The organism is Pseudarthrobacter sp. MDT3-1 (genome assembly GCF_054510755.1).
In genome coordinates this window covers 31,850-46,832 of sequence record NZ_JBTNDX010000002.1, presented here as the reverse complement: position 1 = coordinate 46,832, position 14,983 = coordinate 31,850, and the positions used below count along the sequence as shown (strand labels likewise).

Below are 14,983 nucleotides of genomic sequence, written 5' to 3'. Positions count from 1 at the left end.
GGAGCAGCGGTGGTCGTCGCTGTCGTTAAAGGGGCCTTCGTTGTCTCTTCTGGAGCCGGGCTGGGCGATGCTGTGGCACTTGAATCAGGCGTCGGAGTCGGGGTCGGTTCAACAGCGAACGCGACGCCCGCCAGGCCGGGGCCCGCCACGAGAGCGGCAGCCAAAACGGCTGTCCCCAAAACTTGCAGGAGGGGACGATGATTGTTGGGCTGGTTCCGCTTCATTTTGGCTCCGGTGACAATGAGGCGCTAACTTAAGCGCGTCACTAGTGGGTTGCAGTTCAGGAGACGCTGAACTGGTTATATCGAGACTTAACGCGCCTACCCTAACACCGCAGTGTCTGCAGTAACCAGAGTTTCCGCTGTTGCCAATGTGAAAGATGCGTCACTGTTATCCACAGCCCGACTCATATGACTTGGCGCCGTGGTGTAGCGTCCCTAGGCTGTACCCAGTTGAACTGCCTCCGCCGGGGGCGGCAGTTGTATTGGGGAACTACATGGACGCTGTGCGAATCGTGGAAGACGAAGTCCGCGAGCTAATCCGCCGTCGGGGTCTTGATCCGCTGCGGCAGGCGGGCGAGGTCCGTCGTCTCGTAGAGGCGGCTGTCAGCGACTACGACGAACGGGCCCTGATGGGGCCGCTCCCTCCGATTGGTCCGCTGGAGGCCGCCCGCAGGTTTGTCTTTGATGCGGTGGCCGGCTTCGGTGTCCTTCAGCCGCTGCTGGACGATCCGACCATCGAGGAAGTCTGGATCAACGCGCCCAACGAAATCTACGTCGCCAGGAACGGCGAGTCGGAACTGACCTCACTCAGCCTCACGGACCAGCAGGTTCGCGATCTCGTGGAACGCATGTTGAAGAGTTCCGGCCGCCGCCTGGACATGTCATCGCCCTTCGTGGACGCAGCCTTGCCTGATGGTTCGAGACTCCACGTAGTTATTCCAGATGTCACCCGCAGGCACTGGGCCGTGAATATTCGCAAGTTCGTGGTGAAGGCCAGCCGCCTGGAGCACCTGGTCGAGCTTGGAACCCTGACACCTCAGTCCGCCCGTTTCCTCGGTGCAGCGGTGTCCAGCGGACTGAACATCCTCGTGTCGGGCTCAACCCAGGCGGGCAAGACCACCATGCTCAACTGCCTGGCCGCGAGCATCGGCAGCCGTGAGCGCGTCATTACGGTCGAGGAAATCTTCGAACTTCAGTTCCCGCTCAGGGACGTCGTCGGACTCCAATGCAGGCAGCCCAACCTCGAAGGCGAAGGCGAGATCCCACTGCGCAGGCTTGTAAAGGAAGCCCTCCGGATGCGCCCGGACAGACTAGTGGTGGGAGAGGTACGGGAAGCGGAAAGCCTGGACATGCTGATCGCCTTAAATAGTGGACTTCCGGGGATGTGCACCGTCCATGCAAATTCAGCCCACGACGCTGTGGCCAAGATCTGTACCCTTCCGCTACTCGCCGGTGAAAATATCTCGTCTGCCTTCGTCGTCCCCACGGTGGCGTCCTGCATCGACCTCGTGGTCCACTGCAGCCGGCACGCCAGCGGCCGCCGCCAGGTAACCGAGATCCTTTCCCTCGGCCGGCGGGTGGAAAACGGCATCATCGAATCCTCCATGGTTTTCGCCATGGAGGATGGCCAGCTGCAGCCGCGGGCCAACTCCATGCCCGCGGCGGAGAAGTTTTCCCGGGCAGGGTACGACGTCGCGGCGCTGCTGGAACCGCGCTGATGGCGCCTCTGGTAGGGGTGCTTGCGGGCGCCGGGCTCTTCCTGATCTGGTGGTCGTTCTGGGAAAAGCCGGCAGCGCTGAAGCGCCGGCCCAGGGCCAGCCGCCTCGAGGACCTGCTGGCCTCCGCCGGCGTCGAAAAGGTCACGGGGACGGGCCTCGTGGCCTCATGCTTGGGACTGGGCATATTTGTGGCTCTCATCCTTTTTGTGGTCAGCCGGTCATGGCCTATATCCGTCTGCTTCGGAATCTTCGGCGCGTGGCTGCCCGTCAGCATTGTCAGGTGGCGGGCGAACAGGAGAACCGCCGTCCTACGCCAGCTCTGGCCGGACGTGGTGGACCACCTGCGCTCGGCCATCCGCGCCGGGCTCTCACTGCCGGAAGCCCTGATCCAGCTGGGGGAGAAAGGCCCCGAGGAGCTTCGGCATGTATTCCGGGACTTCGGAGCCGACTACCGCGCGGGCGGGCAGTTCGATGCATCTCTTAATAAACTCAAGGACCGGCTGGCGGACCCGGTGGCGGACCGGATCGTCGAGGCACTCAGGCTGACCCGTGAAGTGGGCGGTTCGGACCTGGGGAAGCTGTTGGGCACCCTTGCGGAATTTCTCCGGGAAAATGCGCGGACACGCAGCGAGCTCGAGGCCCGGCAGTCCTGGACTGTCAACGCCGCCAGGCTCGCGGTTGCCGCTCCCTGGATCGTTATGCTCCTCCTGGCCACCCGGCCTGAAGCCGTGAACGCCTACAACACGCCCATGGGAGCCGGCGTCCTCCTCGGCGGGCTCGTGGTGTCGCTGGTCTGCTACTCCATCATGCTCCGCATCGGCGCCCTTCCGCAGGACGAACGGGTGCTGCGATGAACGGGATCTCGGCGGCTGCGATTGTGTGCGGCATCGTCCTCGGGACGGGCCTGTGGCTGATCTTCGTCCGGTTGCCCTTTATGCGGCCGCTCACATTCGTCGAGCGCATCGATCCGCAGCTGAAATCGCAAAACCTTGAATCGCGGTTGCTGCGGGCCAGCGGACAGAACGCCACGCCATTCGGACCGTTGGAACGGATCGTGCGTCCCCTGCTCCACGACGGACTCGCAGCCTTGGGGAAGCTGAACCTAGGGTCAAAGGCGCTGACCCGCAGGCTCGCCCAAGCCGGCATCAACAAATCACCCATAGATTTCCGGGCCGAACAGCTCCTCTGGGCCGCCGCTGGATTCGCCGCCGCCATGGCCGCGGTGGTGCTGGGCGCGGTAGCCGGCCGGTTCAGTCCATTCCTCGCGGTTGTCGCCGTCCTCGGAAGCGCGCTCGGCGGCTTTCTCTTCCGTGACTTCTGGTTGGGCGTCCAGATCAGCAGGCGGGAATCCCGGATGATGGCGGAGTTTCCCAGTCTTGCCGAGCTCATGGCCCTGGCTGTCGGTGCCGGTGAAAGTGCCACGGGGGCCCTGGACCGCGTCTGTCGCAGTGCCAGTGGCGAGCTGGCCAAGGAGTTTTCCAAGATTCTTGCTGAGACCAGAGCGGGAAAACCGCTGGTGGAAGCGCTCCAGGAGTTTTCCTCGCGGACAGATATGGGGCCGCTCGTCAGATTTGTCGACGGAATCATCGTCGCGGTCGAGCGGGGCACACCCTTGGCAGATGTGCTGAGGGCTCAGGCCCAGGACGTCCGGGACACCGCAAAACGGGACCTCATGGAGTCGGCGGGCAAGAAAGAAATTGCCATGATGGTTCCTTTGGTCTTTGGTGTACTGCCCTTAACAGTGGTTTTCGCAGTGTTCCCCGGCATCGCGGCCATCAGCCTTGGACTTTAGCCATGAGCATCGCCAAGCCGTCACAGCCGCTAACCGCCACATGATTTCCACCGCGTCATTTACACAACGAATGGGACCGAAATGAAAAACATGGGAATCTCGGGCAGCCTGCTGCTCCTCGCTTTGCTGGCCGGCCTGTGGGCACGGACCAGTGAAACTGTGTCAGGCCGGAGGTACGCAGCGACGGATCCCGACGTGCCGGCCCAAGACCACCCGGAACGTGGCGACGTCCCCGGTTGGGTGATGATCACCTTAATGTCCGCAGTCTTGGTGGCGGCGTTGCTGGCTCTCGCCGGCCCAGCCCTCGAAACGATGTTCAACCAGGCCATGGACAAGGTCGGAAAGTAAGTCATGCTGGGCGCCAGCCAGTGCATGCCCAGCCGGGAACCGTGCCGGTCCCGGATCGGTGCTGAGCCGGGCTGGCGCACGGATGAACGCGGTTCTGCCGTCGTGGACTTCGTCCTGGTGGGCGGCCTGCTGACCATGTTTTTTCTGGCGATAATCCAGCTGACCCTGGTCCTGCACGTCCGCAACACACTGATCGACGCGGCAGCCTCAGGGGCACGTTATGGAACGCTCGCAGACCGGGGAGCGTCAGATGCCCAGGAACGGGCGGCGACGCTCATCGAGACTTCCCTGAACGCTGAGTTCGCGCAGGACATCACAACTGCCGAAGTGATGTTCCAGGGCCTGCGGACCCTCGAAGTGACCATCAAGGCTCCCATGCCCGTCATCGGGCTGATCGGCCCCCGGGACCTGCTGGAGGTGAAAGGCCATGCGGCCATCCAGCCCTAACACCTGGCGTTGCCGCCTACGCAAGCGATTCAGCGAGGCGCTCCGCAACGAGCACAGGGAAAAGGGGAGTGCAGTGGTCGAATTCACCTTCCTCGCGCTGCTCCTGATGGTCCCATTGGTCTACTTCATCATCACCGTGGGCCAGATCCAGGGTGGGTCCTTCGCCGTGGTCGGCGCCGCCGACCAGGCCGCGAAGGTGTTCGTCGCCCAACCGGATGCAGAGTCTGCCCAGGCTGCTGCCGAACAGGCAGCCCTCATCGCCCTCGCGGACTTCGGCCACGATGCCGAGCAGGCACGCGTATCCACCCGCTGCGACCCTGCCGACTGCCAGGCTGCGGGCACGGCCATCACCGTCACGGTCAACCTCACTGTCGCGCTGCCCTTCGTGCCATTCAACGAGGACTTCAGGCTCAAGGCCAGCGAAGTTGAAGCCTCGTCCACCCAACTGGTGGGCAGGTTCCGGTGACCCAAAAGTGACGCAGAAAGCGATCCCCGAAGCCACGCAGAGCGATCCAGGTGAGGGCGGCCAGATGACCGTCATGATCATCGGCTACGTCGCGCTGGCCCTCCTGGTGGTCACAGTGGTCATCGGCATCTCCAGCGTCTACCTCGAACACAAGCGGCTGTTGTCCCTGGCCGACGGCGCCTCGCTGGCCGCCGCCGACAGCTACACCTTGGGCGAGGTCAGGGGAGAGGGCGGGAGCCCCTCAGCCGTACTGGGCCCTGGACGCGTCCGCAGCGTTGCGGCCGACTTTATCGCCCGGAGCCCGTCGTCGGCCCGGTTCGACGGGTTAGCCGTTTCAGCGTCGACCGGCAGCCCTGACGGGTCCACCGCCGTCGTGGTTCTCAGCGCTGTTGTCCACCCGCCGGTGGTGAACTTTCTGGTGCCTGATGGCATCAGAATTGAAGCGGCCTCCACGGCCCGTTCCCGGCTCACGCGCTGACCGGAAGCGGAGAAGCCAGGAGAAGTCCGGCACTCCGGCCGGATAGCGTAGGCTTAAACAACCATGGCCAACATTGATTTTTCCGCAGAAATCCGCGCTCTTCGCGCCACCTACACCTCCATCGAGCGAGTCAGCGATGTTGAGGCTCTGAAGGAAGACATCGCCGAACTGAGTGAACGCGCCGGCGAGCCTGACCTGTGGGATGACCCCGCCGCGGCGCAGAAGATCACCTCCCGCCTGTCGCACCGCCAGTCCGAGCTGGAGCGGCTGAACCGGCTGGTATCGCGGATCGATGACCTGGAAGTGCTGGTGGAGCTTGGCCAGGACGAGGATGACGCCGATTCCATGGGCGAAGCTGCAACCGAGCTGGAGTCCATCAGGAAATCCCTGAAGGAACTCGAGGTAGTGACGCTGCTTTCGGGAGAGTACGACGAACGTGAAGCCGTGGTGTCCATCAGGGCCGGGGCCGGCGGCGTTGACGCCGCAGACTTCGCCGAAATGCTCATGCGTATGTACCTTCGCTGGGCCGAACGCCACGGGTACCCCACCATCGTCATGGACACCTCCTACGCCGAAGAGGCGGGACTGAAGTCCGCAACGTTCGAAGTCAAGGCACCGTATGCGTTCGGCACGCTCAGCGTCGAAGCAGGAACCCACCGCCTGGTGCGGATCAGCCCGTTCGACAACCAGGGCCGCCGCCAGACGTCCTTCGCCGCCGTCGAGGTCATTCCGCTCATCGAGTCAACGGACTCCATCGACATACCGGACAACGAGATCCGTGTGGATGTGTTCAGGTCCTCCGGTCCCGGCGGGCAGTCGGTTAACACCACCGACTCCGCCGTCCGGCTGACCCACATCCCCACCGGCACCGTGGTGTCGATGCAGAACGAAAAGTCGCAGCTCCAGAACCGGGCAGCAGCCCTGCGCGTTTTGCAGTCCCGGCTCCTTCTCCTGAAGAAGGAGCAGGAGGACGCCGAAAAGAAGGCGTTCGCCGGCGATGTCAAGGCATCCTGGGGCGATCAGATGCGCTCCTACGTCCTGAACCCGTACCAGATGGTCAAGGACCTCAGGACCGAACACGAGGTAGGCAACACCTCCGCCGTGTTCGACGGCGAAATTGACGACTTCATCGACGCCGGGATCCGCTGGCGCACCGACAACCGGAACGCCGAGAAGTCGTAGCTGCAGTGCCTACCCGGTAGCCCTGATCGCGCGACACACCCCCGAAGCCCCCGAAAACCGGCCAAAAGCCTGCGTATAGTCGAGGAGCCGGAGCTCTACTTCCCCCAAACGAATGCCCGTGCGCCGGCTGCAGATCTGGGCTGTATCAGCCGTGCCCTGCAGGGTAATTAGGGCCATGATCCGATTCGAAAATGTCACCAAGGTCTACGACCATACGGCCCGGCCTGCGCTGGACGATGTCAGCCTTGAGATTGACCGTGGTGAATTTGCCTTCCTCGTCGGCGCTTCCGGATCCGGAAAGTCCACCTTCCTGCGGCTGGTGCTGAAGGAAGACCGGGCCTCCTCGGGCGCCGTGTACGTCGCCGGGCAAAACGTCGCCAAGATCTCCAGCTGGCGCGTGCCCAGGCTCCGCCGCGGCATCGGCGTGGTCTTCCAGGACTTCCGGCTCCTTCCGCAGAAGAGCGTGTTCGCCAACGTAGCCTTCGCGATGCAGGTCATCGGCAAGAGCCGCAGCGTCATCCGCGACACCGTCCCCGAAGTCCTGAAGACCGTGGGCCTGGAAGGCAAGGAAAACCGCCTTCCGCATGAGCTTTCCGGCGGCGAGCAGCAGCGTGTGGCCATCGCCCGTGCCGTAGTCAACCGCCCCGGCATCCTCCTCGCCGATGAACCCACCGGCAACCTGGACCCCACCACCTCCATGGGCATCATGGGCGTGCTGGACAAGATCAACCAGAACGGCACCACGGTGGTCATGGCCACGCACGACGACGACATCGTCAACGAGATGCGCAAGCGCGTTGTAGAGCTCAGGAACGGCATCGTCATCCGCGACGAGGCCAAAGCTTTGTATACCTCGATGATCCCCGTGGTGGGCCAGTCCCGCCGGCTCAGGGACGCCAGCGGCCGGGACGAATCCCAGCCGCCCGCATTAGGGGAACGTAATCCGGGCGCAGGGGAGGAGCAGCGATGAGGTTGGCTTTTGTCCTCGGTGAGATCGGCAGTGGCCTGCGGCGCAACGTCTCCATGGTGGTCTCGGTCATCCTGGTCACCTTCGTCTCACTGACGTTCGTTGGTGCCGCAGGCATGCTGCAGCTCCAGATCAACCAGATGAAGGGCTACTGGTACGACAAAGTCCAGGTTGCCATCTTCCTCTGCAGTGACGGTTCGACGGCGGCCGGTTGCGCAACGGGCCCGGTCACCCCGGAGCAGCAGGACAACCTGCAGACCCTGCTCGAATCACCCGCCGTGGCCCAGTACGTCAACGATTTCCAGTACGAGTCCAAGGAAGAGGCCTACAAGCACTTCAAGGACCAGTTCTCGAATTCTCCGATCGTGGATTCCGTCACGCCGGACCAGCTCCCTTCATCGTTCCGCATCAACATGAAGGATCCGGAAAAATACCAGATCATCAGCGAGACGTTCTCCTCGCAGCCGGGCGTCGAAACGGTCATTGACCAGCGCCAGCTGCTCGAGCGGCTCTTCTCGGCCATGAATGCCGCCTCCCTGGTTGCTGTCAGCATCGCCGGCGTGATGATTATCTGTGCCATTCTCCTGATCGCCACCACCATCCGGCTCTCGGCCTTCAGCCGCCGCCGCGAAACCGGGATCATGCGCCTGGTGGGCGCGTCCAAGATCGTCATCCAGCTGCCGTTCATCCTTGAAGGCGTGATTGCGGCGGTGATCGGCGCCGCGCTGGCATCCGGCACGCTGTGGGCAGTGGCGCACTTCTTCCTGGGCGAATACCTGTCCAAGCAGTATCCGGACACGGCGTTTATCTCGCCGGGCCAGACGCTCATTCTTGCGCCGGCCTTGCTGATCCTTGGCGGATCTTTGGCAGGAATTTCGTCGCTCTTGACCTTACGCAGATATTTGAAGGTCTAGGCTGTGCAAACCGAACAAGGAATCCTGATGAACGAATTGCACCGAACTGCGCCCCGACACCGGGCCGAACGCCGGCGACCTGCGGGCCGCCGCGGCGGCCTGATCAGCGGCGTCCTGGCCCTGCTCCTCGCCGCCAGCATGGGTGCGTCAGCCCCGGTGGCGCACGCCGATGAGCTCGATGACAAGCGTGCCGCCCTCGAAGCTGAGGCGGCCCGGGTTCAGCAGTCCCTGGAATTCGTGGACTCACGCATCGCGAAGGCCGCCGGCGACCTAGTGATCTATCAGGGCCAGCTGCCCGGCGCCCAGCAGGCACTCCTGGAGGCCCAGGGGCGCGTGGCCAGTGCGGTCAAGGAAGTCGAGGCCCTGACGGCGCGGGTTGACCTTGCACAGCAGAATAAGGCCAAAATCACCCAGCAGCTTGAGGCTGACAAGCAGAAGATTGCGGACACCAAGAAGCTGATCGGCCAGATCGCCACCCAGGCCTACAAGTCCGGAGGCGTGCCGTCGAACCTGACCCTCTTCTTCGGGGCAAACAACGGCGGCAGCCTGACCGACACCATGGACCTCGCGGACCAGGCCATGCGCAGCCAGAACGCCGCCATGGACAAGCTGTCCCAGCAAAGCGCCACAAATGTGAACTCGCAGGCCCGGCTCGAAGCCGTTGAGGCAGAAATCAGGGACCTCAAAGCCAAGGCAGACGCCGCCTTGGAACGGGAAAAGGCTGCCCGTGACGAGGCGGCTGCCAAGAAGGCCCAGGTTGACCAGCTGATCGCCGATACAACAAGACTTGACGCTGAACTCCAGGCAGCGAAACCTGGCATTCAGTCCCAAATGGCGGCGGTTGCAGCAAGCCAGAACGCCATAGCCAACGAGATCGCCGAACGTGACCGCAGACTCCGGGAGGCCTGGGAAGCAGAGCAGCGCCGCCTCGCTGAGGCTGCTGCTGCCGCCGCACGGGCGCAGGGCCAGGCCGAGCAGCCGTACGCCCCGGTGACCGGATCGCCGTCGGCCTTTGGCTTGCGGCATCCCTTCTCGGGCGACGTGCCCATCACCTCCGGCTTTGGCTGGCGCTCAACCCCGCCGGGAACCATCGACTTCTACGGCACCGGCGGTTACCTCCACACCGGCATCGACTTCGGCGCCGCCTGCGGCACTCCGGTCTACGCAGCGGCAGCCGGCGAGGTCTTCTCCTCAGGCTGGAACTCCGCCGACGGCGGCGGCTGGCGCGTGAAGCTCTCCCACGGAGTGGTGCAGGGCAACTCGCTGACCACTATTGTTTACCACAACGCCAGCGTCGTGGTTTCCAACGGCCAGCAGGTTTCCGCCGGGCAGCTCATCGCCTACTCGGGCAGCACCGGCAACTCAACGGGCTGCCACGCACACTTTGAAACCTGGCTCAACGGGGCCGCAGTGGACCCGATGCGGCTGCTGTAACGCCGGTCCGCGCCTGCCGTACACTGGTATGACTCCGCGCCGGAACGGCCGGAGCCAACCAGGATCCAAGAACTGAGGAGTTCAACCGTGCCCAAAGAAAGTGGCCGTAAAGTAGTGGCCACCAACCGCAAGGCCCGGCATGACTACCACGTGCTGGATACCTACGAGGCTGGCATCGCCCTGATGGGGACCGAGGTCAAGTCGCTGCGCGAAGGCCACGCCTCCATGGTGGACGGTTTCTGCACGTTCTATAACGACGAGCTGTGGATGGAGGGCATCCATATCCCGGAGTACAACCAGGGGAGCTGGACCAATCACTCCGCACGCCGCCGTCGGAAGCTGTTGCTGCACCGTGAAGAGCTCAACAAGATCTCCGTGAAGATCCGGGAGTCCGGCCTCACAGTGGTGCCGCTGCAGCTGTACTTCCTCGATGGCCGGGCCAAGGTGGAGATCGGCGTCGCACGCGGTAAGCGGGAGTACGACAAGCGCCAGACCCTGCGTGAGCAGCAGGACAACCGCGAAGCCCTTCGCGAGGTCCGGGAACGCAACCGCAGGTAGGAATGATTTCCGCCGGGCATGCGTTATGATAGATAGTCCGGCAGGGATTTGTGCGTGCACAGCCCGGCCGGTTTGAAAACAAAATACGGGGATGATCGGTTTCGACGATGTTAGTCGCGACAGGTGAAGCGGGCCGAGGATGCAGAATTATCTCGTAAACGCTGTCTGCAAACCAATAAGTGCCAAATCAAACCGCACTGACTTCGCTCTCGCTGCCTAAGCAGTAAGACAGTCCGTCAGCCCGAGGTTGCTATTGCCCCGGATCCTGGCGTCATTTAGATAGCCACTGCTGCTTGCCTCCGTCATCGGGGCAAACGGGACTCTTAGATGACTGGGCCCGGATCAGCCACCTGTTTGCAGGAGGGCTGGGGCCGAGAAAGTCCGACGCAAACTGCGCCCGGAGAAGCCCTGTTAACACAACATCGGACGGGGGTTCAATTCCCCCCATCTCCACATTTTGAATGTCGCAAGACATTGCCAGAAGACCCGGACCCGCGTCCGGGTCTTCTGGCATTTAAGCGCGGTGTTGAGTGCCCTGTTCACCCACGGCGTAGCTTTTCCGGGACTACGCGGTGCTACCCCGTGGTTGTCGCCAATAAGCTCCGGCGCAGCAGCAGGTCTGGAAGCCGGGGGCAGCAACGCCAGCCAGGAGGTGCGCCATGGATCCGGCGCGGGAACACAACACTGCAGCGGCCGACGACGGTCCGCTGGACTCGTATTCGGAGACCGTCATGCGCGTGGCTGAGACGGTCACCCCGCATGTTGCGGCCATTGAAATGACCGGCAACCGACGCGACGGCCGTTTCCGGATGGGTGCCGGCTCGGCGGTGCTCTTTACGGAAGACGGCTACCTCCTCACCAACTCACATGTCGTAGCCGGCACACATCAAGGCCATGCCGCCTTCGCGGACGGCAGCAGGACAGATATTGAACTGGTGGGGGCGGACCCCTTGTCCGACCTCGCGGTGGTCCACGGCCGGGCGCCGAAAGTGGCCCCGGCGCAGTTCGGCGATGCCGAGACGCTCCGGGTGGGCCAGCTGGTCATTGCGGTGGGGAATCCGCTGGGCCTGGCCGGATCAGTTACAGCGGGTGTGGTCAGCGGCCTGGGCCGTGCCATTCCGGTGTGGTCCAGTGGCAACCGGCGCGTGATCGAGGACGTCATCCAGACCGACGCGGCACTCAATGCAGGCAGTTCCGGCGGAGCTTTGGCTGATACCCACGGCCGTATCGTGGGAATCAACACCGCCGTGGCCGGCGCCGGGCTGGGCCTGGCCGTGCCCATCAACACCACCACGCGGCGCATCATCTCGGCGCTGCTCAAGGACGGCCGCGTCAGGCGGGCTTATCTCGGCGTGGTCAGCACACCCTTCCGCCTCAATGCGAGCGCCGTGATCAGGACGGGACAGCGGGACGGGCTGCGCGTGGTGGAGGTCCTGGCCGGTTCGCCTGCAGATCGCGGGGGCCTGCGTGCGGGTGACGTCATCCTGACAGCCGGAAGCCGCCCCGTCAGCAACGCCGAAAGCCTGCAGAAGCTGCTGTTCGCCGATGCGATCGGCCAGCCGCTGCTGATTCGAGTGCTGAGGGACGGCCAGGAAGTGGACATTGTGGCAGTGCCCGAAGAGATGGCCGGGAACGGGTAAACCGCTACCGGCGCTTCTTCAGGTGCGCTACCGGGTCCTGCGGGCCTTCAATCGGGCTCTTGGCCTTCTTCTCCGCGCGTTTCTCCTTGATGGTTTTGACCGGCTTCTTGTGCAGCTGCTGGTGTGGTGACTTGTCCGGCATGGCGTGCTCCTTACAACGGGGGACGGGCTGCGTCCCACTTCGTAAAATACGCCTGTTCAGCCCCGAATGTAATGCCCCGAATCAGTCCGGAACTGCAACGTCCGCGATGCCAACGAAACGGGTCCCGACGCCGTCGAACTCGCTCCTGATGAGGCCCGGCCGCAGCGGCGGCACCTCGTCCGGGGCATGGTGCTCGCACACCACATACGTGAATTCCGGCCACCATTTTTTGGGCCGGGCCGCTTCCTCGTAGCCGCAGACGGCACATTCCAGGTGCACCCAGACCGGACGCTTGCCGGTCCGGTTGGCCCGCGACTGGATCAGCCATGCCGGTGGGTTGTCCAGGATTTCGCCCAACTCCGCCTCGGTCAGTCGTTTCGGGATGCCATGGCGCTGGGCCATTTCCATCGGTACATCAAGGGCAATTGCCGCGTCGCGTCTGCTAATCATCAGAGTCAACGATACGGGACCGGGACAAACCTGAATGAGTCCCTTACGACGCCAGTGCGATGCCGACAGCCGCCGCGGCAAATCCGGCGGCCAGGTTGGCGCCGATGTTCAGGGCGGCGGCACTGAACCGCGACTCGCTCAGGAGCCGCACCGTGGCGGTGGTCCAGGAGCTGAACGTGGTGAGCCCGCCCGCCAGGCCGGTGGCGACAGCGGTCTGCCACTCGGGGGCAAGGCCGAGCCGTCCGGTGATGCCGATGGACAGTCCGATGATCAGGCACCCGGTGACGTTGACGGTGAGCGTGGCCCACGGCCAGTGCCGCAGCCTACCGCTCGGGCTGACGGCCGTGCGGAGCCCCTCGCGGTGGGCGAACCAGCTGTCGACGGCGAAGCGCAGCAGGGCGCCCGCCATGCCGAACACTCCCACCAGGACCGCGCCCATCACGGCGCTGTCCCCGCCCGGTCACCCTGCAGCCGGTCGGTGAGTAGCCGTCCGGTCCGCCAGCCACCGGCCGCGCCGCCCAGTCCCAGCAGCAGGGATAGCCCCAGGTAGGCGATCCACACGGGATGTTCGCCGGCCCTGGACAGCTGGTCACTCGAGAAAACGACTGCTGAGAACGTGGTGAACGAGCCCAGGAATCCGGGCCCCAGGCCGGCGCGGAGCCAGAATGCCGTCTGCGGCCGGGCCATCCAGACCGTAGTGAGGGCAGCCAGCACAAAACTTCCGGTGACGTTGATGGCCAGGGTGGTCCAGGGCATTGCCCCCACGGTTTCCGGAAAGGCGAGTCCCAGCCCGTACCGGAGTTCCGTTCCGGCGAGGCCGCCTGCCGCCACGGCCAGCCAGGCCCGCCAATGCGGCGCGCGGACGTTCGTCATTCAGCTGCCGCTGAGGGTGCAGCCGGTATGGGGGTGGTCACTGTGGACCCAGAGCGCCGCGGTGACTTCATCCGCGAGATCGTAGTCCCGCTTCCTGCCGGCGTTGCTGATCCGCACCACCAGCGCTCCGCCAAACGGCTTACGGCCCACTACCTCGACCTCGTCGTCGAGGTCGATTTCCTCGGCGGAAAGATACCGCAGCAGATCAGGGTTCTCGTCGCTGATACGGGTGATCCGGCCGGTGTGCCCGGGATCGAGTTCGCCGAGCAGATGGGCCTCGGGCAGCAGCACCGTGCCGTCCGCGGCGGGGATCGGGTCACCGTGCGGGTCGCGTTGCGGGTTGCCCAGTTTTGCCGCCATACGCTCAATAAACGTGTCCGACACCGCGTGCTCCAGCAGTTCGGCTTCGTCGTGGACTTCGTCCCAGCTGTAACCAAGCTCCTGCACCAGGTAGGTCTCAATGAGCCGGTGCCGGCGCACCATGGACAATGCCAGCCGGACCCCGGAGTCTGTAAGGGTGATGGCGCTGTATGGCTTGTGGTCCACCAGGCCCTGGTCCTTGAGCTTGCGGACCATCTCCGAGACCGAGGAATTGGCCACCCCCAGGCGCTGCGCGAGCTGCGAGGACGTGATGGGTTTGTCCTGCCACTCCGTGAAGCCGTAGATGACCTTGACGTAGTCCTCGATCGAGGAGGAGGGCGCGCTGGTCTTCACGTTTCCAAGCCTACCCGGTGGTCAGCGCCCGTCACGCCTTCGTGGCCCGCCACGTCAACGTCAGGTACGGCAGGCTGATCTCCTCTTCGGCGGCGTGCCCCAGGTGTTCGTGCAGGTACCAGTCGAGGTTGGCGAGGACCTTGCCGCGCGTGGCTTCGCCGGCGCGCAGGTAGTAGCTGCGGGACTTCGTCAGTTCCATGATGTCCGCCGTGCTGAGGCTGTCCTCCCACCGCGTCACATGGCTCTCGAGGCCTTCAAACTCCGGCCCCACCACCGGGCGGAACCCGGGCTTGTAGACGTCGCCCGCGTGCATGATGCGGGACAACCGGTGCACCCACGGAACGGACGTGTCCAGCTGGTTCCAGATCAGCCCCAGAGTTCCGCCGGGCCGCAGGATCCGCGCCAGTTCGGTGCTCGCCGGCAGCGGATCGCACCAGTGCCAGGCCTGCGCCACGCTTACGACGTCGAACGAGGAGTCAGCGAGTCCCGTCGCCTCTGCCGTCCCCTGCGTCGCGTCCGCCGCCGCGTAGTGGGCCCGCAGCTGTTCGAGCATGTCCGGCGACGGATCCACGGCGGAAACCGCCAGGCTGCGTTCCAGTAGAAGGGCGGTGAACTTGCCGGTTCCGGCGCCCACGTCCACGGCGTCCGTGGCCCCGGCAGGGATCAGCCAGTCCGCTGAGTCGGCAGGGTAGCCAGGGCGTACGCGCTGGTAATGTTCGCCGCCGTCCTGGAAACTCTGTCCGAGTTCCAGGCGGCGTCCGTGCTCAAGTCTGGGGCCACCCCGTGCCACGTGCGGCCTCCTTCAACTGAGCCCATCGGTATCCTTCGAATTTACCGCATGGGCCGCAGCCGGGTGGG

General features: G+C 64.2%; 19 protein-coding genes and 1 other RNA gene. 14 read left to right on the top strand and 6 right to left on the bottom strand.

What is annotated here, in order from left to right:
* The first annotated feature begins 496 nt into the window (after positions 1-496).
* The 14 genes from ACX80X_RS01600 to ACX80X_RS01535 all read left to right on the top strand — a co-directional run bounded on the left by ACX80X_RS01600 (position 497) and on the right by ACX80X_RS01535 (position 11,946).
* The gene (locus ACX80X_RS01600; RefSeq protein WP_459311019.1) at positions 497-1,720 is read left to right on the top strand and encodes a CpaF family protein; all 1,224 of its coding nucleotides are present in this window, start codon (positions 497-499) and stop codon (positions 1,718-1,720) included.
* Entirely contained in the window at positions 1,720-2,574 is an 855-nt protein-coding gene (locus ACX80X_RS01595; protein ID WP_459311017.1) for a type II secretion system F family protein, read from the top strand. The genes ACX80X_RS01600 and ACX80X_RS01595 overlap by 1 nt, the downstream gene beginning before the upstream one ends.
* A complete protein-coding gene (locus tag ACX80X_RS01590; protein WP_459311015.1) occupies positions 2,571-3,512 on the top strand; it encodes a type II secretion system F family protein in 942 nt (313 codons plus the stop codon). Before ACX80X_RS01595 ends, ACX80X_RS01590 begins: the two co-directional genes overlap by 4 nt.
* 81 nt (positions 3,513-3,593) lie before the next feature.
* Entirely contained in the window at positions 3,594-3,860 is a 267-nt protein-coding gene (locus ACX80X_RS01585) for a hypothetical protein (RefSeq protein WP_227008108.1), read from the top strand.
* Between the two features lie 24 nt (positions 3,861-3,884).
* Positions 3,885-4,307: a TadE/TadG family type IV pilus assembly protein gene (locus ACX80X_RS01580; RefSeq protein WP_459311127.1), complete on the top strand. Its 423-nt coding sequence runs from the start codon at positions 3,885-3,887 to the stop codon at positions 4,305-4,307.
* A 73-nt stretch (positions 4,308-4,380) separates the two neighbouring features.
* Positions 4,381-4,773 (top strand): hypothetical protein, encoded by a 393-nt coding sequence (locus ACX80X_RS01575; RefSeq protein WP_459311013.1) that lies wholly within the window; start codon positions 4,381-4,383, stop codon positions 4,771-4,773.
* 64 nt (positions 4,774-4,837) lie between these two features.
* Positions 4,838-5,251 carry a pilus assembly protein TadG-related protein gene (locus ACX80X_RS01570; RefSeq protein WP_459311125.1) on the top strand — a complete coding sequence of 138 codons (414 nt, stop codon included), beginning with the start codon at positions 4,838-4,840 and terminating at the stop codon, positions 5,249-5,251.
* Between the two features lie 63 nt (positions 5,252-5,314).
* A complete protein-coding gene (prfB, locus tag ACX80X_RS01565) occupies positions 5,315-6,433 on the top strand; it encodes a peptide chain release factor 2 (RefSeq protein ID WP_459311011.1) in 1,119 nt (372 codons plus the stop codon).
* A 175-nt stretch (positions 6,434-6,608) separates the two neighbouring features.
* Positions 6,609-7,403: a cell division ATP-binding protein FtsE gene (ftsE, locus tag ACX80X_RS01560; RefSeq protein ID WP_252614333.1), complete on the top strand. Its 795-nt coding sequence runs from the start codon at positions 6,609-6,611 to the stop codon at positions 7,401-7,403.
* The gene (ftsX, locus tag ACX80X_RS01555; RefSeq protein ID WP_252600126.1) at positions 7,400-8,314 is read left to right on the top strand and encodes a permease-like cell division protein FtsX; all 915 of its coding nucleotides are present in this window, start codon (positions 7,400-7,402) and stop codon (positions 8,312-8,314) included. Before ftsE ends, ftsX begins: the two co-directional genes overlap by 4 nt.
* A 27-nt stretch (positions 8,315-8,341) precedes the next feature.
* Positions 8,342-9,748, top strand: coding sequence for a peptidoglycan DD-metalloendopeptidase family protein (locus ACX80X_RS01550; protein ID WP_252600125.1), 1,407 nt, complete (start codon positions 8,342-8,344; stop codon positions 9,746-9,748).
* Between the two features lie 87 nt (positions 9,749-9,835).
* Complete coding sequence (gene smpB / locus ACX80X_RS01545) at positions 9,836-10,306, top strand: SsrA-binding protein SmpB (protein WP_459311009.1); 471 nt, start codon at positions 9,836-9,838, stop codon at positions 10,304-10,306.
* An 87-nt stretch (positions 10,307-10,393) separates the two neighbouring features.
* Positions 10,394-10,762: a transfer-messenger RNA gene (ssrA, locus tag ACX80X_RS01540) on the top strand.
* A gap of 203 nt (positions 10,763-10,965) precedes the next feature.
* Positions 10,966-11,946 (top strand): S1C family serine protease, encoded by a 981-nt coding sequence (locus tag ACX80X_RS01535; protein WP_459311007.1) that lies wholly within the window; start codon positions 10,966-10,968, stop codon positions 11,944-11,946.
* A 4-nt stretch (positions 11,947-11,950) separates the two neighbouring features.
* On the opposite strand, the gene ACX80X_RS01530 is transcribed toward ACX80X_RS01535, so the two are convergent.
* From ACX80X_RS01530 to ACX80X_RS01505, 6 genes are all read right to left on the bottom strand, one after another.
* On the bottom strand, positions 11,951-12,088 hold the full coding sequence (locus ACX80X_RS01530) for a hypothetical protein (RefSeq protein WP_185260969.1): 138 nt from the start codon (positions 12,086-12,088) through the stop codon (positions 11,951-11,953).
* Positions 12,089-12,169: 81 nt separating this feature from the next.
* A complete protein-coding gene (locus tag ACX80X_RS01525) occupies positions 12,170-12,538 on the bottom strand; it encodes a hypothetical protein (protein WP_056343264.1) in 369 nt (122 codons plus the stop codon).
* Positions 12,539-12,581: 43 nt separating this feature from the next.
* Positions 12,582-12,977: a fluoride efflux transporter FluC gene (locus ACX80X_RS01520; protein WP_252600147.1), complete on the bottom strand. Its 396-nt coding sequence runs from the start codon at positions 12,975-12,977 to the stop codon at positions 12,582-12,584.
* Entirely contained in the window at positions 12,977-13,411 is a 435-nt protein-coding gene (locus ACX80X_RS01515) for a fluoride efflux transporter FluC (RefSeq protein WP_459311005.1), read from the bottom strand. The genes ACX80X_RS01520 and ACX80X_RS01515 overlap by 1 nt, the downstream gene beginning before the upstream one ends.
* Positions 13,412-14,125: a metal-dependent transcriptional regulator gene (locus ACX80X_RS01510; protein WP_252600122.1), complete on the bottom strand. Its 714-nt coding sequence runs from the start codon at positions 14,123-14,125 to the stop codon at positions 13,412-13,414.
* A gap of 31 nt (positions 14,126-14,156) precedes the next feature.
* Positions 14,157-14,915 carry a class I SAM-dependent methyltransferase gene (locus tag ACX80X_RS01505; protein ID WP_252614330.1) on the bottom strand — a complete coding sequence of 253 codons (759 nt, stop codon included), beginning with the start codon at positions 14,913-14,915 and terminating at the stop codon, positions 14,157-14,159.
* Positions 14,916-14,983 lie beyond the last annotated feature (68 nt).